The following is a 20,021-nucleotide window of genomic DNA, read 5'->3' as shown; positions in this document are numbered from 1 at the left end:
GCCGCAACATGAATTCATAGGGACGCCAAGAAAATGAATATTCGATCCGTTACGGCAACAGTCGGCGCGCTCTCGTGCCTGATCGGTCTCGCCGCCTGCGTGGGCCCGTCGACCGACACCTCGTTTCCCGAGCACAGTGTGGCCACGTGGCCCGATGGCACGTTTCCCAACGTCGATAACCTGCGCATGGTCGAGCCCGGCATGACGAAAGGGCAGGTCTATCCGTTGATCGGTGCGCCGCATTTTCATGAAAGCGTCTTTCATGTGCGTGTGTGGAACTACCTGTTCCATTTCCGCACGGAAGACAAGACGCTTACATGCGAATATCAGATCGTATTCGACGATCATGGGCGAGTGAATCGGACGCGGTGGAACGATCAGCAGTGCGAACGATTTGCACCTGCTAAGATCGCGGACGGCGTCGATCGATCGGACACATCAGGGAAGGTTCAATGAAGGGTATCGCCGGGAGATACAGGGTGGCCGCGGTATGCGTGCTCGCGGGGGTGTCGATGCTGGCGCATGGTGCGCAGGCAGGCGCGTCCGCGGACGAACTGCTCGGCGACGCGCAGCGCGTGCTTCAGCAAATCGATGCGGGCCAGTATGCGACGGTCTGGCAGCAGACCGCGCCTTTCGTTCGCGCGAAGTACGCCGCCGATGCATTCGAGCGCGGCCTCTCGCAATCGCGCAACGCGCTGGGCGCGGTCGATCACCGGGGATGGGCATCGGTGACCCGCCTGACCTATTCGCATGATCAGGCCGTGCCGGACGGCCTCTACGCGAACGTCGACTATGCGACATGGCTGGCAAATGGTCGTGTCGTCTATGAAAAAGTCAGCTTCCAGCTCGGCAGCGACGGCCGATGGTATTTCACCGGTTACGAGCCGCGGCAGAGTCAGGACGTTGCAGCGCAGGCGCAAGTCGGCCACAAATGAGCGATTGGCAATTCGGCTCCGGGGCCGCTGAAGGACGCGACGCGGCGCCATCGAGGGTAAGCAGCACGATGCCCGAAGCGTTCGAGGCGGGCCCGCGGGCGTCGAAGATTCGTCAGCATCTCGAGGCGGGCGAATTGATCGAGGCATCGGAGATGCTTTCCGATTGCCTGAAGCTTGCTCGCGACGATGCCGACGTTGCCACGTTGCAAGCGCAGCTGCTGCGGCTGTGCGGGCGCTATCAGGAGGCGAGCGAGTGGGTCGATCGCGCGCTGGCGGCAGTGCCCGCCCACAGCGGGGCTTATGTCGAAGCGGCACGTCTGGCGGCGCTCACCGGCGCAACGGAGCGTGCATTAGACTGCTTCGAACAGGCGCACCGCGCGATGCCCGATGCAACGGATTGTTTCGCCGAGTGGACTGCGCTTGCCCATGCGGTACGGCGAACGGATATCGCTGCAACCGTCGCTGCTCGATGGTGCGAGCTCGCCCCCGATTCCGCGCACGCGTGGTTCTCGCTCGGCCTCGCGCATCACGAGGCCGGGGCGCTCGATGCGGCGCTTGCGGCGTACGAGCATGCCGTCTCGCTCGATGCCGATGTTCCAATGCTGCGCAATAACCTCTCGGCGCTGCATTACACGCGAGGCGAATACGATGCGGCGTTGAACGTCGGGAGGCAGGCGCTTCGCGCGGAGCCCAATCATCATCTCGCATGGACGAACCTCGCCAATGTCTGGCTGAAGTTGCGCGAGCCGCACAAAGCGTTGATCGCCGCACGGCGCGCCGCAACGCTGGCGCCTGATTTCGCGCTGGCGCAGCTTGCCTTGAGCAATGCGGCCCGCGAGTCGCAGTCATGGGCCGAGGCGTTCGATGCGATCGTGCGCGCGGCGAAAATATCGGGCGCGGAGCCGAAGATCCAGTTCTCGGTCGCGATGCTGCAGTTGATGCAAGGCGACTTCGCAAACGGCTGGATCAATTTCGAGGCGCGCTGGAGCGGATCGCCCGAGCTGGCGGACAAGGAGGCGTTTTGCCCAGACCAACGCTGGCGGGGCGAAGCGCTCGAGGGCAAGACGCTGCTCGTCTGGGGCGAGCAGGGACATGGCGATGCCATCCAGTTCATTCGCTTTTTGCCATCTATCGTCAAGCACGCGCGCGATGCGGGCGGGAAGGTCATCTGCTGCTGTTTTCGTCCGCTGTACGAGCTTTTCAAGCGAAGCCTGGCAGGCTGTAATGTCGAGGTCTTGCCCAGCGATCTCCAGCGGTTGCCCCACTTCGACTACCAGCTTCCGCTCGCGAGCTTGCCGCTCGTGCTCGGCGTCACGCTCGAAATGCTCCCCGCACCCGCGGCGTACCTGGTACCGGACGCGGCCCGCGTCGAACGTTGGCGTGGCGAAATCGGCGGGAGCGCTCGCCTGAAAGCGGGGCTCGTGTGGACGGGCAGCCGCAATCATCAGCGCAATTCCGTGCGCGCGGTGTGCCCGGAGCGCTACGCCGAAGCCTTCTCCCGCATCGACGGTATCGATTGGTATAGCTTGCAACCCGGCGCAGCCGAGGACGTCGAGCGCATGGAACGTGCGGGACTGCACGTCGTCGATCGAACGAGCGAGTTCGCGAGCTTCGACGATACGGCCGCGCTCATTGCCAACCTCGATGTCGTCGTGACCGTCTGCACGTCCGCCGCGCATCTGGCCGCTGCATTGGGCCGGCCCGCGTGGTTGCTGCTCGACGTCAACCCGCACTGGGTATGGATGACGGAGCGTCGGGACAGCCCTTGGTATCCGAGCGTCAGGCTCTATCGTCAGCGCAACTATCGGGATTGGACCGCACCGCTGGCCGAACTGAGGGCCGACCTCGAACAGGCAGCCCGGCAACCGGCGGTGCAAGGAGCCGGCGCGCGTCCTTGACGCTCGCCGAGCGCGCCCTTACACTCGCAGCCAATCTGGTGCTCGCGCGCGCATTCCTGCGTGCGCAGTTAAACGGGAAACAGGAGCGCGTCCGGGCGAACGATGCCGGCACGATCGACCTGTGCTGCCCCCGCAACGGTGAGCGAACGCATCGCGAACGCGATGCAGAGCCGGCTTCGATGCATGCACGCAAGGCCGTGTATGCAGGCAACCACTGCGCAAGAAACAACACCACTCGCGCGGGAAGGTGAAGCGGCGCTTTCGTCAGCCCGGATACCGGCCAGAGGGAAGGCGGATGCCGCGGTGGGCGGCATGCCAGCCGGGACTGCTTCGCTTCGCGCTGTCATTGCGTCATCGCACCTCGTTTTCCTGCTTCGATCAGGTTCGGCTTCGCCGTTGGCCGGCACCGGGCAATGGAACGAGCGGTGCGATAGCTCGCGGGATAGCGCAAGGGCGGGGCACGTCCATGTCAATCCGTCTCGATCTCCATAAGGGGACCGCCGTGCTCGAGTCCATCGCGGGGCTTTTCAACGATAGTTCCACTGCGTTGCGCAACAAGGTGGCAGGCATCTATGCCGTGCTGCTCGTCTTCAATCTAGGGGCCTGGGTTTGGGCCTTCGTCGCTTTTCGCGGTCAGCCGGTTTTGCTCGGCACCGCATTGCTTGCCTATACGTTCGGCCTTCGTCACGCCGTGGACGCGGATCATATCGCCGCAATCGACAATGTCACGCGCAAGCTGCTGCAGGAGCGACGCAACTCGCTCGGTGCGGGCTTTTTCTTTTCGCTCGGACATTCGACGGTGGTCGTGCTCATGTCGATTGCCGTTGCGCTGACGGCGTCCACACTGACTGCACATTTCTCGCAACTGAAGTCCATCGGCGCCGTCATCAGCACCTGTGTGTCGGCGTTCTTTCTGCTGATACTGGCTGCGGCCAATATGGCGATCCTGCTTTCGATGTGGCGCACGTTTCGCGCGGCGCGTCGGGGCGAGCCCATCGTCGAAGAAGACCTGGACCTGCTGCTCGGCGGGCGAGGCCTGCTTGCGCGCCTGTTCCGACCGCTTTTCAAGCTCGCATCGCGCAGCTGGCACCTCTATCCGATCGGTCTGCTGTTTGGCCTGAGCTTCGACACGGCCACCGAAGTGGCGCTCTTCGGCATTTCGGCCACGCAGGCATCCGGCGGCATGTCGGTCTGGTCCATCGCCGCCTTGCCGCTGCTTTTCACGGCCGGTATGTCGCTCGTCGACACCACCGACGGCATTCTGATGACCGGCGCGTATCGCTGGGCCTTCGTTCGGCCGATTCGCAAGATCTACTACAACATGACGATCACCTTCGTCTCCGTCGTGGTGGCGCTCGTGATCGGCAGTGTCGAAGCACTCGCCCTTGCGGCGGACAAGCTCCAGCTCAAAGGCGCCTTCTGGGATTTCATCGGCAGCGCCGCCGACCGTTTCGGTTTGCTCGGCTATTTCGTCATCGGCATTTTTCTGTTCAGTTGGGCTGTGTCGGCGTTGATCTACCGCTTCAAGCGCTATGACGAAATCGACGTGACACTGTCGGCCTGAGCTTCGGCTCGCGAGGCATTTTCGAACGATATCGAGGTACTCATGCACACTCCCATGCGCAAGATCCCGGTCACCGTCGTGACGGGCTTTCTCGGCAGCGGCAAGACCACGCTGCTGCGCCATATTCTGCAAAACGCGCGCGGTGCGCGCATCGCGGTCATCGTCAACGAGTTCGGCGAACTCGGCATCGATGGCGAAATCCTCAAAGGCTGCGGCATCGGCTGCGAGGAGGACGGCGCCTCCGGCGCGCTCTATGAGTTGGCCAATGGTTGTCTTTGCTGCACCGTGCAGGAGGAGTTCTTCCCCGTCATGGAAGCGCTCGTCGAGCGCCGCGACAGCATCGATCACGTGCTCATCGAGACGTCGGGCCTCGCTTTGCCGAAGCCGCTCGTTCAAGCCTTCAACTGGCCCGCCATCAAGAACGCTTTCACGGTCGATGCGGTCGTGACCGTCGTCGATGGGCCGGCCGTTGCGAGCGGTCAATTCGCTGCGGACCCGTTGGCCATCGAGCGCGAGCGTCGGGCCGATCCCAATCTCGACCACGAATCGCCGTTGCACGAGCTGTTCGAAGACCAACTGTGCGCGGCCGACCTCGTGGTCCTCAACAAGACGGATTTGCTCGACGATGCGGGGATGGCCGCCGTCGAGGCGCTGGTGCGCGAAGAGATTCCGTCGCATGTCAAGGTCGTGCGTGCACAGCGGGGCGAGCTCGATTTGCAGGTGCTGCTCGGCCTTCAGGCCGCGTCGGAGGAGACCATTCATCTACGCGTGGACCACCACGGTTCCGTCGACGATGCCGATCACCATCACGACGAGTTCGACTCGGTCGTGGTCGAGGGCAGCGTGAGCTCGCGCGAGCATGCGATTGCGGCGCTGGCGCGGCTCGTCGAGACGCATACGATCTATCGCGTCAAAGGGTTCGCAGCATTGCCGGGCGCACCGATGCGGCTCGTGATCCAGGGTGTCGGGCGCCGCTTCGACAGTTATTTCGACCGCCGCTGGCAGGCCGGCGAGACTGCCGCGAGCCGTTTCGTGCTGATCGGCGCGGACCTCGATGCAACCGCGCTGCAACACGCATTCGACGCCGCGCTTGCCGCGCCGTTACAACCGGCCTGACGCCTCATGCATTTGCTGCGAACCGTCCCTGGGGGCTTCGTCGACGATACCGCCGGCGTGGTGCGAATCGACCAGCGTCCGGCCGATATCGTCGTCATGAGCTCTGCCGATACGACGCTATCGTTGCTGGCGAGTGTGGTCGAGCGAATCGGCGCCGGCTTTCCGAGCCTGCGCCTCGCCAACATGGCGTATTTACGCCAGCCGGCGTCGATCGATTTCTATATCGACGATGTGCTTCAGCATGCGCGCGTGATCGTCGTCGATCACCTGGGCGGCGAGGCGTATTGGCCGTACGGCATCGAGCGGCTCGTCGAACTGGCCCGGCGCCGCAAGCAAGTGCTCGTCATGTTCTCGGGCGATTTGCAGGAGGACGAGAACCTCGTTGCAAAAAGTACGGCCGATGCCGCGTTCACGCGGCTGCTTTGGCGTTACCTGCGCGAAGGCGGCCCTGGCAATGCGCAGGCGTTTCTGCGCGCGATCGGCTGGCATGCGTTCGGGTGGGGAGACGAACCGCCGCCGCCCACCGCATTGCCGGCCGCGTCGCTCTATCATCCTTCACACGACACGCCGAGCATTGCCGAATGGCAGGCGCGTTGGCGAGCGGGGGCGCCCGTCGTCGCCATCCTCTTTTATCGGGCGCATTTGCAGGCGGCCAACACGGCGGTTTTCGATGCGTTGATCGAGGCGCTCGAGGCCCTGCAATTGAACCCCTTACCGATTGCGGTGACCTCCTTGAAGGACGAGGTGAGCCGCGATGTGGTCGGGCGGCTTTGCGAGCAACACGATGCCGCGCTCGTGTTGAATACGACGGCGTTTGCAGCCTCCGCCATCGACGATCCCGAACCGATGGCAATCGCCGGCGATGCGCCCGTCATGCAGGTCATCCTGAGCGGCAGCAATCGCGACGATTGGCTCAAGGACAATCAAGGCCTGCATGCACGCGATATCGCGATGCATGTCGCACTGCCCGAGGTCGACGGTCGGATCATCACGCGCGCGGTCAGCTTCAAGGGGCTCGCGTATCGCTGTCCGCATACCGAGGTGGATGTCGTGCGCTACCAGCCCGACGCCGAACGCATCGCGTTCGTCGCCGAGCTGAGCCGCCGTTGGTGCCGGTTGCGCGGTATCGACAATGCAGAGAAGAAGCTTGCGCTCGTGATGGCCAACTATCCGACGAGCGAAGGCCGAATCGGCAATGGCGTGGGGCTCGATACGCCGGCTTCGGTGGTCTCCATCCTGTCGATGCTGCGCGACGAGGGCTACGGTCTGGCCGCGTTGCCGGAAAACGGCGATGCGCTCATGCACACGCTCACGCAAGGTGTGACGAACGAGCCTGCCGTCCGGAACTTGCGCCCTGCGCTGCAGAGCTTTGCGCTCGAGGACTACCTGGCGTGCCTGGCGGCGTTGCCGGCCGAGGTGCGTGAGGCGTTGAATACGCGGTGGGGGCCGCCTGAGCACGATCCGACGATCCGGCGAGGCCGCTTCATGATCGCGGGGTGGCGATGCGGGAATGTCTTCGTCGGCATTCAGCCCGCGAGAACGCGCGAAGCCGGCGATTATGCGAGCTACCACGATGCGGAGCTCGTTCCGCCGCATGCGTATCTGGCGTTCTATTTCTGGCTACGCGAGCGTTTCGGCATCGACGCCATCGTCCATGTCGGCAAGCATGGCAATCTCGAATGGCTGCCGGGCAAGAGCGTGGCGTTGAGCGATACATGCTGGCCCGATCTCGTGCTCGGGCCGATGCCGCATCTTTATCCGTTCATCGTCAACGATCCGGGCGAGGGCGCGCAGGCGAAACGGCGTGCACAGGCCGTGATCGTCGATCATCTGATGCCGCCGCTCACGCGCGCCGAAAGCTATGGACCGCTGCAGGACCTCGAGCGGCAAGTCGACGAGTACTACGACGCGTTGATGGTCGATGCGCGGCGCGCAAAGTTGCTGCGTCGGACGATTCTCGCGACCATTGTCGAACACCGGTTGCACGAGGAACTCAGTATGGCCGAGCCGCGCGGCCAGGACGATGAAGACGCGCTGCTCACGCGCGTCGACGCGTGGCTTTGCGAGCTCAAGGAGGCGCAGATTCGCGACGGTCTGCATACGTTCGGATATTCGCCGCGAGGGCAGCAACGACGCGATACGCTGTTGGCACTAGGACGCTTTCCCGTGGGCGATGGCCGCGGGGCCAATGCCGGTTTGATCGATGCACTTGCGCAGGATCTCGGCGTCGCGGGTTCATTCGATCCGTTGAGCGCGGAGTGGTCCACGCCCTGGACTGGGCCGCGGCCGACGCTGATCGCTCGAGTGAGCGATGCGCCGTGGCGCCACAACGGCGATACGCGAGAGCGGCTCGAACTGCTGGCGGCCGCGTTGCTGAACGGGACGATCGAGCCGGATGGCAGCCCTGCGGCGCCGGGACCGCTCATGCAACTCACATCGCTCGCGGAGCGGGCAGTCTCTTGTGGCGAACTTCCGCTCAGTGCGCGCGTGCTCGAGCGTCTTCGCGACGACGTGCTTCCGCGTCTCGATGCGTGCGGCCCATCGGAACTCGAGAACCTCAAGCGCGGGCTCGAAGGCCGGTTCGTTCCGCCCGGGCCGAGCGGTTCGCCCTCTCGAGGGCGGCCCGACGTGCTGCCGACAGGCCGCAACTTCTATTCGGTCGATACGCGAGCGATTCCCACGCAGTCGGCGTGGGCGCTCGGGCTGAAATCGGCGCGGCAGATGATCGAGCGTCATCTGCAAGACCATGGCGATTATCCGCGTGCGATCGGTCTTTCCGTATGGGGCACCGCGACGATGCGCACGGGCGGCGACGACATCGCTCAAGCCTTCGCGCTGATCGGCGTGCGTCCGAAATGGGCGCCGGGGAGCCACCGTGTGACCGACTTCGAGATTTTGCCGGCGGGCGTGCTCGAGCGTCCGCGCATCGACGTCACGCTGCGCGTGTCGGGCTTTTTTCGCGATGCGTTTCCGAACGTCATGCATCTGTTCGATGCGGCCGTGCAAGCCGTGGCCGAACTCGATGACGAACCCGAGGACGTCAATCCGATACGCGCACGCGTGCTGCGCGAACGCGACACATGGATCGCACGCGGCGTCGATGCGGCCGAGGCCCGCGAGCGCGCGGGCTGGCGCGTATTCGGTGCAAGACCGGGTGCTTATGGAACGGGCCTGCAGAGCATGATCGATACGGCGCAATGGCAAAGCGATGCCGATCTGGCCGATGCCTATCGCGAATGGGGCGGCTACGTTTATACGCAAAAGCGTTCGGGCGACGCAGCGCGCGGTGCGTTCGCGACACGGCTCGCTGCGATCGATGTCGTGCTCCACAATCAGGACAACCGGGAGCACGATCTGCTCGATTCGAACGACTACTATCAGTTCCAAGGGGGAATGGCGGTGGCCGTGCGCCATTTCGCCGGCGCGCAGCCGAGCCTTTATCACGCCGACCACAGCAATCCCTCGATGCCGCGCGTGCGGCCGCTCAGCGAGGAGATCGCGCGCGTCATCCGTTCGCGCGTCGTCAATCCGAAATGGATCGAGGGCATCAAGCGCCACGGCTACAAGGGCGCGGCCGAAATGGCGGCGACCGTGGATTACCTGTTCGGCTACGATGCGACGGCCCGCGTCGTCGCGGATCACCAATACGCGCTCGTTTCCGATGCGTATCTGAACGATGCCGGTACGCGCGAGTTCATGCGGCAACACAACCCGCACGCGCTTCACGCCATCTGCGAGCGGCTGCTCGAGGCGATCGGGCGCGGCTTATGGCAAGAACCGGGTGCCCATCGAGCAAGGATCGAGGCCCATCTGCTCGCGAGCGAGCAGCACATCGAAGGATTGTCCCAATGAATGCGTCGCTCCGTTCTCCGATGCCGAACCCTTACCCTTTTGCCGCGCTGATCGGACAGCAGCCGTTGCAGGAAGCGCTGTTGCTTGCCGCGGTCGATCCAGGCATCGGCGGCGTGCTTGTGAGCGGGCCGCGCGGCACGGCGAAATCGACGGCCGCGCGCGCGCTGGCCGAACTGCTGCCGACAGGCCGATTCGTAACCTTGCCGCTCGGTGCCAGCGAGGAGCGGCTCATCGGCACGCTCGATCTCGACGAAGTATTGCGCGGCGGTTCGGTCCGGTTTTCCCCTGGGCTGCTCGCGCAGGCGCACGAAGGCGTGCTTTATGTCGATGAAGTCAACTTGCTGGCCGATGCGCTCGTGGATGCGCTGCTCGATGCGGCCGCAAGCGGGATGAACGTCGTCGAACGGGATGGCGTGTCGCACTGCCACGAGGCGCGCTTCGTCCTTGTCGGCACGATGAATCCCGAAGAAGGCGAACTGCGGCCGCAATTGCTCGATCGTTTCGGCCTCATGGTGGCGCTCGATAACTGTTTCGATTCCGACGTGCGACAGCGAATCGTCAAGGCGAGGCTCGCATTCGATGGGGACCCGGACGCATTTCGCGAGCGCTATCGCGGCGATCAGGCGGCACTCGCGCGCCGTGTCGGCGAAGCACGTGCGTCGCTCGCGCGCTTCGAATTCGACGATGCCGTTCATGCGGCCGTCAGCGAACGTTGCGTGGGTGCGGCCGTCGACGGTATGCGCGCCGACCTCGTCATGCTGCGCGCGGCGCGTGCGCTCGCGGCGCTCGAACAAGCGGCCGAGGTGACGGTGCAACACGTTGCGCGCGTGGCCGATTCAGTGCTGCGGCATAGGCAGCGGGAACGCGCAGCACCCGAGCAGGCGGCTCCGAACGATATGCCGCGTGGACACGATGCGGCGCAAGGTGCGGATCGATCGAATGGAGCCGATCGAGGGGATAACGATCACCGTCAGGATGCCACCGGCGATTCGGACGATTTCGGCTATCTTCCGCCGGAGACGACCGGGATGATTGGCGTCAAAGGTGTAGTGCCGTTCGCCGTAAAAAAACGCTGAGCCATCGAAAAGGCGCCACCGCGCATCTGCGCAACGGTTTTCGATGGCTCGAGGGCGCCGGTTTTGCATCGCGTCGCGCGACGATGCCGCAAGGCGGCACGCGCGTAGCATGGCCACAGACGCTCGCGCACAAGCGCCACATGCCTTTGCGGGCGGCGCACCTTCGTTTCGCAAGGAACGAATCGACGGGTGGCGTGCTGCATTGTTTCGTGCTCGATTGCTCCGCGTCGATGCTGCGCAACGAACAGCTCGAGCTGGCGAAAGGAATGCTCGTTGCCTGCTTCGACCGCGCTGCGGCTGCAGGGGCAGAAGTGGCGCTGATCTGCTTCGGCGGTACGCGTGCCGACCTGCGCTTCGGGCCCGCCGTGCCGCGCTGGTGGAATGAGCGATGGCTGGCGCCGGTGGCCGGCGGCGGTGCGACGCCGCTCGCCCACGGCATGGCGACGGCTGCCCGGTTGCTCGACGATCGACGCCGGCGCAAACCAGGGCAGCAGCGCGTGCTGTGGCTGATCACCGACGGTCGGACCGAGGAGCGCGCCGCGAGACCGCAGGCAGCGGACGACATCGTGCTCGTCGACTGCGAGCGCGCGGTTCCGGCGCTCGGACGCTGTGCCGAGTTGGCGCGCGCATGGAATGCGGCTTACGCACGGCCCGAAGACCTGATCGTTCGAACGTGAGAGCGCGTGCGAGCGCGTTTCAGTCTTCGTACCAGCGAGGCGTATAGATCCATTCGCCTCCATCGCTCCGAGGCACGGCACGCGTCATCGTCGATCCGACGATGACGGTCGTGCGCATATCGACTTGTTCACTGCGCAATTCACCGAGCGTCGTCGTGACGAGTGCCGCGCCGGGGCGGCCTACATCGCGTCCCAGCACGACGCGCGTATCGGGCCGGCGGCAGCTGCGCACGATCGCCAGGGCTTTGTCGAGTTGCCATGGACGAGCCCGCGAGATCGGGTTGTACATCGCGATGACGAGATCGGCTTCGACCGCGTGGCGCAGGCGGTTTTCGATGACTCGCCAAGGTTTGAGGTTGTCGGAAAGGGAGAGGACGCAGAAGTCGTGACCGAGCGGTGCGCCCGCTTGCGCCGCGGTGGCCATCGCGGCCGAGATGCCCGGCACGATGCGAATCTCGACTGTGGTCCAGCGTGGATCGTCGGCACCGTCCAGCGCCTCCATGACGGCTGCCCCCATCGCAAAGACGCCTGGGTCGCCCGACGAGACGATCGCGACGCGTCGCCCCGCGCTCGCGAGTTCGAACGCATGGCGGGCGCGTTGCAGTTCCTCGCGGTTATCGCTGCCGTGCACGCGTTGGTGAGTGCCGAAGGGACCCGCCATCCGGAGATAGGTCTCGTAGCCTAGAATGTCGGTGGCTTCGGCAAGCGCGGCACGGGCCGCGGGTGCCATCAGCTCGGCGCAGCCGGGGCCGAGCCCGATCACGTCGACTCGGCCGCGTGCCTGACCGAGTGAGCCGACATCGATCGGCTCGGCGCCGACGGCGAGCGCGATACCGTTCGTGTGCGTCAGCTGCTCGTGTTGAATCCGCAGGGCGTTGTGCAGCAGTTGTAATGCGCGCTCAGCCGAAGCGATTCCAGTGCCGGCTTGATCGTTGTTCGCGCAACGATCCTCTGCCGTGCCGGTGCGCCCGAGGCCGGCATCGATGAAACGCAACGGGACACCCAGTTCAATCGCCGCTTGCTCGAGCGCCGTTTCGCCGATCCTATCGATTGGTGCGAGCAGCGCCGCCAACGACACGGAAGCGAGCCCGTTTGCCTCCATTGCTTCGCGAACGCGCTCGGCGGCCGTTTCCGCTGGGCCGTCGATGGCTGCGACGACGGCATGCGGATGGATGACGAGATCGCTTCCGCCCGATTCGACGATACGCGGCGTGACGCGAACGGCGTGACTAGCCGAGTCGTCCTTGCGCAACTGGGCAGCATCGAGCCATGGCGCGTCGCCGTCGATACGCACGCTTGCGCCGGCGAGCAGATCGGACACGAAGCGCTTGCCTTCATCGAGGCTGGCCAGTGTGTAGCCGCTGGGCGGGTTCAGCAAACACGTGCCGAAACGCAGTTCGCCGCTCGTGGTGATGGCCGGTGCCACATCGAGCGCCCGAGCGATTTCGCGCGCCAGTACGTTGACGCCTGCCAGGCCGCCAAGCAGCGGCACGACGGCGCTGCCGTCCTCCGCGACGGCCAATACCGGCGGCTCGACGCCCTTGTTGGCGAGCATCGGCGCGATGCAGCGAATGACGATGCCCGCGGCGCACAGCGCGACGATAGGCGTACCGGTCGAATAGAGTTCGCGCAGGTGCGAAGCGAGTTCGCTGTAGGCCACGTCGCCTGTGGCACGACCTTGCAGTGCGTGAATCGCTGCGCCCGGCAACGCGGCTTGCAGACGGCGTGCCGTCGGCAATGCACTGGGCCCGAGCACGACGATTGCGGGCGGCGTCGAGGTCAACCCTGCCATTTTTCCCCGGTACGACGAGCAGCGAAAAATAAGGCGACGCCATCGGATCGACTTCCGCGAGCGGCACGATGCGCTGATTGACCATCGTTGCGCGCTCGACATACAGGGCGCGCGCGGCCAGCCCGAGTTCTTCGAGCACGCGCCGCACTTTGTCGAAGTTGCGGCCCAGCTTCATGATCACGGCCGCATCGGCATCGGCCAACCGGCGCCGCAGTTCCTCCTCGGATAGCACGCCGGACAGCACGGAGAGACTCTGATTGCGATAGACGAGCGGCGCGCCGAGCACTGCCGCGCCGCCCAGCATCGAGCAGACACCGGGCACGACCTCGACGTCGAAACGCGGCGCGAGGCGATCGTGCAGATACATATACGAGCCGTAAAAGAACGGATCGCCCTCGCAAATGACGGCCACGTCGCGGCCCGCATCGAGATGGCTTGCGACGATGGCGGCGGCCGTGTCGTAGAAATCGGCGATGATCGCTTCGTATGAAAGCGGCGGTGGGAGTGTTTCGGTCGTGACGGGATAGACGAGCGGCTCGCGCCGCTGCGAATCCCGCAGATACCCTTCTACGATGCCGAACGCATTGCCCTTTTTCCCTTTCGCGACGAAGTACGCGACGACAGGCACCGCTTCGATGAGGCGCAGCGCTTTGAGCGTCAGAAGTTCGGGGTCGCCGGGGCCCACGCCAATCCCGTAAAGCCGTCCTCTCTGGGCCATTACTCGATCTCCGAAGCCAGTGCGTTGACCGCTGCCGCTACCATCGCGCTGCCGCCGCGCCGGCCGGCGACAGCGACAAACGGCACGCCTCGACTGTCGGCCGCGAGCATTGCCTTCGATTCGGCCGCGCCGACGAAGCCCACGGGAAAGCCGAGAATGAGCGCGGGCCGGGGCGCGCCTGCATCGAGCATTTCGAGCAGACGAAAGAGGGCCGTCGGCGCATTGCCGATCGCGACGATGCTGCCGGCGAGGTGCGGACGCCACAATTCGAGCGCGGCTGCGGAGCGCGTATTGCCGGTTTCGCTCGCCAGCGCCGGCACGGCCGGGTCGTCGAGTGTGCAGATGACGGCGTTCGCTGCCGGTAGCCGCGCGAGCGTGATGCCGTTGGCGACCATGCGTGCGTCGCAGAGAATCGGCGCGCCGTGCGCGAGTGCCGCCCGCCCGGCGGTGCCCGCGCCTGCGGAAAACCGCAAGTCTTCGACGATATCGACCATCCCGCATGCATGGATCACGCGCACAGCGAGTTTTTCGAGGTCGGCCGGGATGCGCGAAAGATCGGCTTCCGCCCGTATCGTCGCGAACGATTCGCGGTAAATGGCTTGGCCGTCGCGAAGGTAGTCAAGCATGGGGATCGGATCTCCGTGCTGCCGTGCCAAGCGCGACGGCAGCTTCTTCGATGGTGAGATGGGTGGCGATGCGGCGTCCGAACCGCCGCGCGGCAAGCGCGTCGTCGGTCGATGAGGCGATGGGTGCGCTGCGTGCGGGTTCGTGTTCGCCGTCGAGATCGAGAGGCATCGAACGCCGGTACAGATCGTAGCGGCCGGGTTCGACCGCTAGCAGCGTATAAGGCGCGCAATGAGCCGCGGCGCACGACCGGACGCAGCCGCTCAAATGTACTTCGACGTCGTCCGGCAGCAGGGCAGCCAGCGCGAGCGCATCGGCTTTCGTATCGGCGTGGCTCTTGGAACAACCTGGCGATCCAGCGCAGGCGATCGTGCGAGCGAGCGGGTGTGCGGGGTCGCGCAGCAAACCGACGGCATCGAGGCCGGCTTCGACCCTGCTTATGGCTTCGGAGGCGATGTCGGTCAGCAGCACGCTTTGCCATGGCGTCATGCGCAATATGCCGTCGCCGCAGTCTTGCGCGAGCCGCGCGAGTCTGCGCAGCGCGGCCGGATCGATACGTCCGAGCGCGGGTTGCGCGCCGACATGCCAGAACCCGCGCGTGCGCTGCTCATGGGCGCCGAATCGCAAGCCCGGATCGGCTGGCGTGCGCCGCCATGCGCTCACTGCCGCGTGGCTGTCGCCGCGGAGTGGGCCTGTGATGCTGGCGGGTAAGCGGTTCAAAAAGGCGTCGATGCCGCAGCGTGCCAGCGTCGCACGCAGACGCGTCTCGTGCGGCTCGGCCAAGTCGAGGAATGTCTCGATCAGAGCGCAGACGAGTGCCAGGACATCGACATCTCTTACGGCACCTACGGCGCAGCGCTGTTCGGTCGAGGGACGGCCTGCAAGGCCGAATGCAAACCAGGCTTGGGCATCTTCAGGGGGCATCGCACAGAGCCAGATGTCGTGCGAGTGATCCAGCACCGCCAGCCGTTCGCCGCCGTCGAGCAACAGAGCAAACTTCGGAGAAAGCGCCGCGAAGCGCGGCGCGTGCTGCAGCATGTTCAGGATTTCGCGCGCCAGCGGCCTCGTGTCGTACGACGCATACGCGTCACGGCCGGCGCCTGGATTCGTCATCAGATTGCGGACATCGTCGGCGGCTGCGAGCCGCTGGCCCAGTGCAACGTCACGATCGATATCGCCGTCTTCCCCCGCCTCGCCGAGTTGCGGGCCGAGGCGCGCCCGCAGCAATCGTTCGATGAGCGCGGACGCTTCGCCCGAACGCACGCCACGCAGTTGCAGGTTCGCCCGGTTCGTGAGTTCGATGATGCCCGATGCGTGCGTTTCGGCGGCATCCGCAAGGGCCAATGCCTGATCGGCGCGCAGTTCGCCGCAAGGCAGCTTGACGCGACAAAGCCCCCCGTCGCGCGCGTCGACGATTCGGGACAGGGCAGGACAGGCGGAAAGCCTTGGGGGCGTGGACGAAGCGTGACTCAAGGGCAGGGCAGCGTTAGCGTCGCGCGGCCATCGGGGGCGTCGGAAGGGCGCGCAGACGGCACCGGGGCGCCGGCGAAGCGGTATTATGCCCCTTTTCGCGACGACTACGAAGCTGCCGCAGCGTGGGGCGCGAACAGGATCGATCGAGCAGCGATGAAAAGGGAAGAGGCGGTGCCGTGGCTGACTGTCGTCGGCATCGGCGAAGACGGATGGGCAGGGCTCGGCCGCGCCGCGCGGCGAGCGTTGCTCGATGCTGACATCGTGATCGGCGGCGAGCGCCATCTCGCCATGCTGCCGAGGCGAATCGCGGCGCGCCGCGAGGCATGGCCGCGGCCGTTCGACGTTGCGCCGTTGCTCGCGTGTCGCGGCAAGGCCGTATGCGTGCTGGCGAGCGGCGATCCGATGCTGTTCGGCGTGGGCGGCACATTATCGAAGTTGCTCGACAGCAGCGAATTGCGCGTGCTGCCGGCTCCGTCTTCGCCCGCACTCGCCGCTGCACGGCTGAACTGGCCGTTGCAGGAGATCGAGGTCGTTTCGCTCGTCGGCAAGCCGCTCGCGGCGGTCAATGCACATCTTCGCGATGGGGCGCGCATTATCGTATTGAGCCGGGATGGCGAATCGCCTGCGGCGCTCGCGGCTTTGCTCGCCGAGCGGGGCTTTGGCGCTACGCGCATGATCGTGTTCGAGCGCTTGGGCGGCCCTCGGGAAACACGCTTGGAATTGCGGGCCGATGAGTGGCAACCGCGCGAGGTCGCCGCGCTGAACCTCGTTGCGCTCGAATGCCGCACAGCGCCCAACGGACGGTCGCTGCCGTTGACGATCGGTTTGCCCGACGAGGCCTTTGCCAACAACGGGCAACTGACCAAGCGCGACATACGTGCCATGACGCTCGCGCGCCTAGCACCCGCGCGCGGCGAATTGCTGTGGGACGTAGGCGCCGGTTGCGGCTCGATCGGCATCGAATGGATGCGCTCGCATCCGTCTTGCCGCGCGATCGCGATCGAAAGCAACCCGGAGCGACAGCGCTTCATCGTTCGCAACTGCGAGGCACTTGGCGTGCCGTCACTGCAACTGATAGAGGGCGGCGCGCCGCAGGCGTTGACGGGACTACCGGCACCCGACGCCGTCTTCATCGGCGGCGGCGTGACAGTGCCCGGCGTGCTCGAGGCGTGCTGGGCAAGTTTGAAGCGTGGCGGCCGGCTCGTTGCGAACGCTGTGACGCTTGAAGGCGAGGCTGCGCTCGTGGCATGGCGCGCGCGCCATGGCGGCACGCTCACTCGCATTGCGCTCAGCGAGGCGAGGCCGCTCGGCGGGTTCGACGCCTGGCGTTCCGCGTTGCCGATCACTTTGTTGGAAGTGACGAAGCCGCTCGCCGATGCGCCAGCCGACGGCGGTCATGGCATCGACGAGCGCAACGACAAAGAGCGCGACAGCAAGAGCCAGGGCGATACGGCCAGCGGGGACGGCGCCGATGCGTGACGAAACGCCCGAAGAGCCGCGGGCGCTGCGAAGCGGCTATACGACAGGCAGTTGCGCCACGGCGACTTCGCTTGCCGCTGCGCGGCTTTTGCTTGGCGGCCGCATCAGCGACGTCGCGGAAATCGTTCTTCCGAAGGGGCGGCGCGTGCCGATGCCGCTCGTCTTTTGCCGCTTCGTGAACGGGCTCGACGCAAGCGACGGCGCCGAGGCCGGCACGATCAAAGATGCGGGCGACGATCCCGATGTGACGCATGGAGCCGTCGTATTCGCGCGTGTGCAACTGAGCGAAGCACCGGGTGTGCGCTTTCACGCCGGCCCGGGCGTGGGCACTGTCACGCGGGCCGGTTTGCCGGTGCCGGTCGGCGAGCCGGCGATCAATCCCGTGCCGCGCGCAATGATGACCGCCCATCTCGTCGGCCTTGCCGCCGAGTATGACTACCGCGGCGGATTCGAGGTGACGATCGGTGTGGAAGGGGGCGAGGCGCTCGCGTTGAAGACGATGAACCCACGGCTCGGCATCGTCGGCGGGCTCTCGATTCTCGGTACCACAGGCATCGTACGGCCGTTTTCGTGCTCCGCTTATATCGCATCGATCCATCAAGGTATCGACGTCGCGCGCGCGAACGGATATGTGCACGTTGCCGCCTGTACGGGCAATGCAAGCGAAGACGCCATGCGCAAGCGCTATGGGTTGCCTGACGTGGCATTGATCGAAATGGGCGATTTCGCCGGTGCCGTGCTCAAGTATCTGCGCCGCGCGCCGGTCGAGCGGCTCAGCCTTTGCGGTGGGTTCGGCAAGCTCAGCAAGCTCGCGGCAGGCCACCTCGATCTTCACAGCCGACATTCGAGCATTGATCTCGCGCAGCTTGCCCAATGGGCTGCCGATTCGGGTGCCGATGCGGTGCTGCAAGCGCAGATACGCGTGGCCAATACGAGTCAGCAGGCGTTGGCGCTGTGCCATGCCAAGGGCGTGCCGCTCGGAGACATCGTCTGCCGCCATGCGTGCGAAGTCGCGCGCGGCATCGTGCCGCCTGAAGTCGCCGTCGAGACCTTCGCGATCGATCGCCAAGGGTGCATCGTCGGGGAGGCGCGGTGAGCCTGCGCGTCCTGTTGCTCGGGGGAACCGGCGATGCTTTGCGCGTCGCGCGCGGCTTGCCTGCCGGCCACGTCTACAGCTTGGCCGGACTTGGAAAAGTGCCCGGCGATTTGCGATGCGAAGTGCGCGTTGGCGGTTTCGGCGGTAGCGCGGGGCTTGCGCGCTACCTGAGCGAAGCGGGCATCGGCTTGCTCGTCGATGCGACGCATCCTTACGCCGAGCAAATCAGCGCCAATGCGGCGGCGGCAAGCCGCGCTGCGCAGGTGCCGTATTGGGCGTTGCGGCGTGCGCCGTGGCAGCCTCGCGCGGGCGACGATTGGCGCATCGTGCGCGAGTGGGCGCAGATCGTTGCGGAGCTCGCGCCGTTTGCCCGGCCGCTCTTCACGCTGGGGCGTGAACCGCTCGCACATCTCGACGAGATTCCGGAACATCAGTATTGGACGATACGATGTCTCGACGCGCATGCGGGCAATGCCCGTGCATGCGTCGTCGATGCGCGAGGTCCGTTCACCGTCGACGGCGAGCGGGCATTCTTCGCCGCGATCGGTGCGGATGTGGTGGTGAGCAAGAATAGCGGTGGCAGGGCGACCGAGGCCAAGCTCGAGGTCGCGCGCGAGCTTGGGCTGCCCGTTGTCATGCTCGAGCGCCCCGGATTGCCCGATGCCGATCGAGTGTTCGACGATCCTTCTGCCTTGCTCGATGCGCTTCTTGCGCTATCTGAATGAATGTGGCCGCGCGCATGACGTATCGAATGCATATCGATGAATGAGGGGAGTGGTGTAAATGACGGTGTTTTTTATCGGTGCCGGCCCCGGCGATCCCGAACTGATCACGGTCAGGGGGCAGCGCCTCGTGCGCAGCTGTCCCGTCGTGCTGTATGCCGGCTCGCTCGTACCCGCCGCGGTGTTGGAGGGCAATACCGCGGAGCGGGTCGTGAATACGGCCGAGCTCGATCTCGACGCCATCGTCGCGCTGTTGGAGGAAGCCCACCGCAAAGGGCAGGACGTGGCGCGCTTGCATTCGGGGGACCCCTCGCTCTACGGTGCGATCGGCGAACAGATCCGGCGCATCCGGTTGCTTGGCATTCCTTACGAAATCGTGCCGGGCGTGACCGCGACGGCAGCCTGTGCCGCTGCGCTAGGGTGCGAGTTGACGTTGCCGAATATCTCGCAGACGCTGATTCTGACGCGCTATGCGACGAAGACGGCCATGCCCGAGGGCGAACGCCTGGGCGATCTGGCGCGCCACCGCGCGACGATGGCGATTCACCTCGGCGTGCGTCATCTGGCGCGCATCGTCGAGGAACTGCTGCCGCACTACGGCGCCGAATGCCCGATTGCCGTCGTTTATCGTGCGAGCTGGCCCGATGAGGAGCGCGTGATAGGTACGTTGGCCGATATCGTCGAACAGGTACGGCAAACCGATATCGAACGCACGGCCTTGATTCTCGTGGGGGAGGTGCTGAACGCCGAAGGCTTCGCCGATTCTTCGCTTTATGCGAAAGGATAGGGATAGGCGCTCAGCGAAAGGCGTTCGGTATATGCGTCGCCGTGCCTCCGAGTTTGCCACGGTAAAATCGACCGATTGCATTTTCATTATGTCGATTTATTTACCGATTTAAACGGCTGCGCGGATATAAAGCGAATCGCAACTTATGGGATTCGCATAATCTCGGTCCGATTTGCCGCTGCATCGTATTGCCAGACGATATCTGTCCTCTC

15 protein-coding genes, 1 pseudogene and 1 riboswitch are annotated in these 20,021 nt (G+C 65.1%); of the genes and pseudogenes, 12 read left to right on the top strand and 4 right to left on the bottom strand.

Annotation, left to right across the window (positions count from 1 at the left end; all coding sequences use genetic code 11):
* The first annotated feature begins 33 nt into the window (after window positions 1-33).
* From ACR9ZC_RS03960 to ACR9ZC_RS03925, 8 genes are all read left to right on the top strand, one after another.
* Entirely contained in the window at window positions 34-456 is a 423-nt protein-coding gene (locus tag ACR9ZC_RS03960) for an outer membrane protein assembly factor BamE (RefSeq protein ID WP_481579216.1), read from the top strand.
* Window positions 453-935: a DUF4019 domain-containing protein gene (locus tag ACR9ZC_RS03955; RefSeq protein WP_481579215.1), complete on the top strand. Its 483-nt coding sequence runs from the start codon at window positions 453-455 to the stop codon at window positions 933-935. The genes ACR9ZC_RS03960 and ACR9ZC_RS03955 overlap by 4 nt, the downstream gene beginning before the upstream one ends.
* Window positions 932-2,833 (top strand): tetratricopeptide repeat protein, encoded by a 1,902-nt coding sequence (locus tag ACR9ZC_RS03950; RefSeq protein WP_481579214.1) that lies wholly within the window; start codon window positions 932-934, stop codon window positions 2,831-2,833. Before ACR9ZC_RS03955 ends, ACR9ZC_RS03950 begins: the two co-directional genes overlap by 4 nt.
* Before the next feature lie 19 nt (window positions 2,834-2,852).
* Window positions 2,853-3,132, top strand: a riboswitch (cobalamin riboswitch).
* A 167-nt stretch (window positions 3,133-3,299) separates the two neighbouring features.
* Window positions 3,300-4,397, top strand: coding sequence for a HoxN/HupN/NixA family nickel/cobalt transporter (locus ACR9ZC_RS03945; RefSeq protein ID WP_481579213.1), 1,098 nt, complete (start codon window positions 3,300-3,302; stop codon window positions 4,395-4,397).
* Window positions 4,398-4,451: 54 nt separating this feature from the next.
* Window positions 4,452-5,513, top strand: a complete 1,062-nt coding sequence (gene cobW, locus ACR9ZC_RS03940) for a cobalamin biosynthesis protein CobW (protein ID WP_481579710.1) — start codon at window positions 4,452-4,454, stop codon at window positions 5,511-5,513.
* Window positions 5,514-5,519: 6 nt separating this feature from the next.
* Window positions 5,520-9,365, top strand: coding sequence for a cobaltochelatase subunit CobN (gene cobN, locus ACR9ZC_RS03935; protein ID WP_481579212.1), 3,846 nt, complete (start codon window positions 5,520-5,522; stop codon window positions 9,363-9,365).
* On the top strand, window positions 9,362-10,441 hold the full coding sequence (locus ACR9ZC_RS03930) for a magnesium chelatase ATPase subunit I (RefSeq protein WP_481579211.1): 1,080 nt from the start codon (window positions 9,362-9,364) through the stop codon (window positions 10,439-10,441). Before cobN ends, ACR9ZC_RS03930 begins: the two co-directional genes overlap by 4 nt.
* 194 nt (window positions 10,442-10,635) lie before the next feature.
* Complete coding sequence (locus ACR9ZC_RS03925; protein WP_481579210.1) at window positions 10,636-11,118, top strand: vWA domain-containing protein; 483 nt, start codon at window positions 10,636-10,638, stop codon at window positions 11,116-11,118.
* Between the two features lie 19 nt (window positions 11,119-11,137).
* Here the strand turns inward: ACR9ZC_RS03925 and cobJ are convergent, their stop codons facing one another.
* From cobJ to cobG, 4 genes and pseudogenes are all read right to left on the bottom strand, one after another.
* Window positions 11,138-12,910 (bottom strand): precorrin-3B C(17)-methyltransferase, encoded by a 1,773-nt coding sequence (gene cobJ / locus ACR9ZC_RS03920; protein WP_481579209.1) that lies wholly within the window; start codon window positions 12,908-12,910, stop codon window positions 11,138-11,140.
* A pseudogene (locus tag ACR9ZC_RS03915) lies at window positions 12,898-13,628 on the bottom strand (precorrin-2 C(20)-methyltransferase). The gene cobJ and the pseudogene ACR9ZC_RS03915 overlap by 13 nt, the downstream one beginning before the upstream one ends.
* The gene (locus ACR9ZC_RS03910) at window positions 13,628-14,254 is read right to left on the bottom strand and encodes a precorrin-8X methylmutase (protein WP_481579208.1); all 627 of its coding nucleotides are present in this window, start codon (window positions 14,252-14,254) and stop codon (window positions 13,628-13,630) included. The pseudogene ACR9ZC_RS03915 and the gene ACR9ZC_RS03910 overlap by 1 nt, the downstream one beginning before the upstream one ends.
* The gene (gene cobG, locus ACR9ZC_RS03905) at window positions 14,247-15,725 is read right to left on the bottom strand and encodes a precorrin-3B synthase (protein WP_481579207.1); all 1,479 of its coding nucleotides are present in this window, start codon (window positions 15,723-15,725) and stop codon (window positions 14,247-14,249) included. Before cobG ends, ACR9ZC_RS03910 begins: the two co-directional genes overlap by 8 nt.
* 153 nt (window positions 15,726-15,878) lie before the next feature.
* On the opposite strand from cobG, the gene cbiE reads away from it, so the two are divergent.
* From cbiE to cobM, 4 genes are read left to right on the top strand one after another with little or no spacing between them, the layout of a single operon-like run.
* Window positions 15,879-17,204 (top strand): precorrin-6y C5,15-methyltransferase (decarboxylating) subunit CbiE, encoded by a 1,326-nt coding sequence (cbiE, locus tag ACR9ZC_RS03900; RefSeq protein WP_481579206.1) that lies wholly within the window; start codon window positions 15,879-15,881, stop codon window positions 17,202-17,204.
* On the top strand, window positions 17,197-18,300 hold the full coding sequence (locus ACR9ZC_RS03895; RefSeq protein WP_481579205.1) for a cobalt-precorrin-5B (C(1))-methyltransferase: 1,104 nt from the start codon (window positions 17,197-17,199) through the stop codon (window positions 18,298-18,300). Before cbiE ends, ACR9ZC_RS03895 begins: the two co-directional genes overlap by 8 nt.
* Window positions 18,297-19,025, top strand: coding sequence for a cobalt-precorrin-6A reductase (locus ACR9ZC_RS03890; protein ID WP_481579204.1), 729 nt, complete (start codon window positions 18,297-18,299; stop codon window positions 19,023-19,025). The genes ACR9ZC_RS03895 and ACR9ZC_RS03890 overlap by 4 nt, the downstream gene beginning before the upstream one ends.
* A 58-nt stretch (window positions 19,026-19,083) precedes the next feature.
* Window positions 19,084-19,809, top strand: coding sequence for a precorrin-4 C(11)-methyltransferase (cobM, locus tag ACR9ZC_RS03885; RefSeq protein WP_481579203.1), 726 nt, complete (start codon window positions 19,084-19,086; stop codon window positions 19,807-19,809).
* The last annotated feature ends 212 nt before the right edge of the window (window positions 19,810-20,021 follow it).

It is taken from the genome of Trinickia sp. HAY1-2D, assembly GCF_056754935.1.
Note: the sequence above shows the minus strand (reverse complement) of the source record. Positions and strands in the feature narration are given on the sequence as shown.

Coding starts and splice junctions, on each gene's coding strand:
- ACR9ZC_RS03910 (WP_481579208.1), bottom strand. CDS start 14,254: ATGCTTGACTACCTTCGCGACGGCCAAGCCATTTACCGCGAATCGTTC.
- ACR9ZC_RS03930 (WP_481579211.1), top strand. CDS start 9,362: ATGAATGCGTCGCTCCGTTCTCCGATGCCGAACCCTTACCCTTTTGCC.
- cobM (WP_481579203.1), top strand. CDS start 19,084: ATGACGGTGTTTTTTATCGGTGCCGGCCCCGGCGATCCCGAACTGATC.
- cbiE (WP_481579206.1), top strand. CDS start 15,879: ATGAAAAGGGAAGAGGCGGTGCCGTGGCTGACTGTCGTCGGCATCGGC.
- ACR9ZC_RS03960 (WP_481579216.1), top strand. CDS start 34: ATGAATATTCGATCCGTTACGGCAACAGTCGGCGCGCTCTCGTGCCTG.
- ACR9ZC_RS03950 (WP_481579214.1), top strand. CDS start 932: ATGAGCGATTGGCAATTCGGCTCCGGGGCCGCTGAAGGACGCGACGCG.
- cobW (WP_481579710.1), top strand. CDS start 4,452: ATGCGCAAGATCCCGGTCACCGTCGTGACGGGCTTTCTCGGCAGCGGC.
- ACR9ZC_RS03895 (WP_481579205.1), top strand. CDS start 17,197: ATGCGTGACGAAACGCCCGAAGAGCCGCGGGCGCTGCGAAGCGGCTAT.
- ACR9ZC_RS03955 (WP_481579215.1), top strand. CDS start 453: ATGAAGGGTATCGCCGGGAGATACAGGGTGGCCGCGGTATGCGTGCTC.
- ACR9ZC_RS03945 (WP_481579213.1), top strand. CDS start 3,300: ATGTCAATCCGTCTCGATCTCCATAAGGGGACCGCCGTGCTCGAGTCC.
- cobN (WP_481579212.1), top strand. CDS start 5,520: ATGCATTTGCTGCGAACCGTCCCTGGGGGCTTCGTCGACGATACCGCC.
- cobJ (WP_481579209.1), bottom strand. CDS start 12,910: ATGGCAGGGTTGACCTCGACGCCGCCCGCAATCGTCGTGCTCGGGCCC.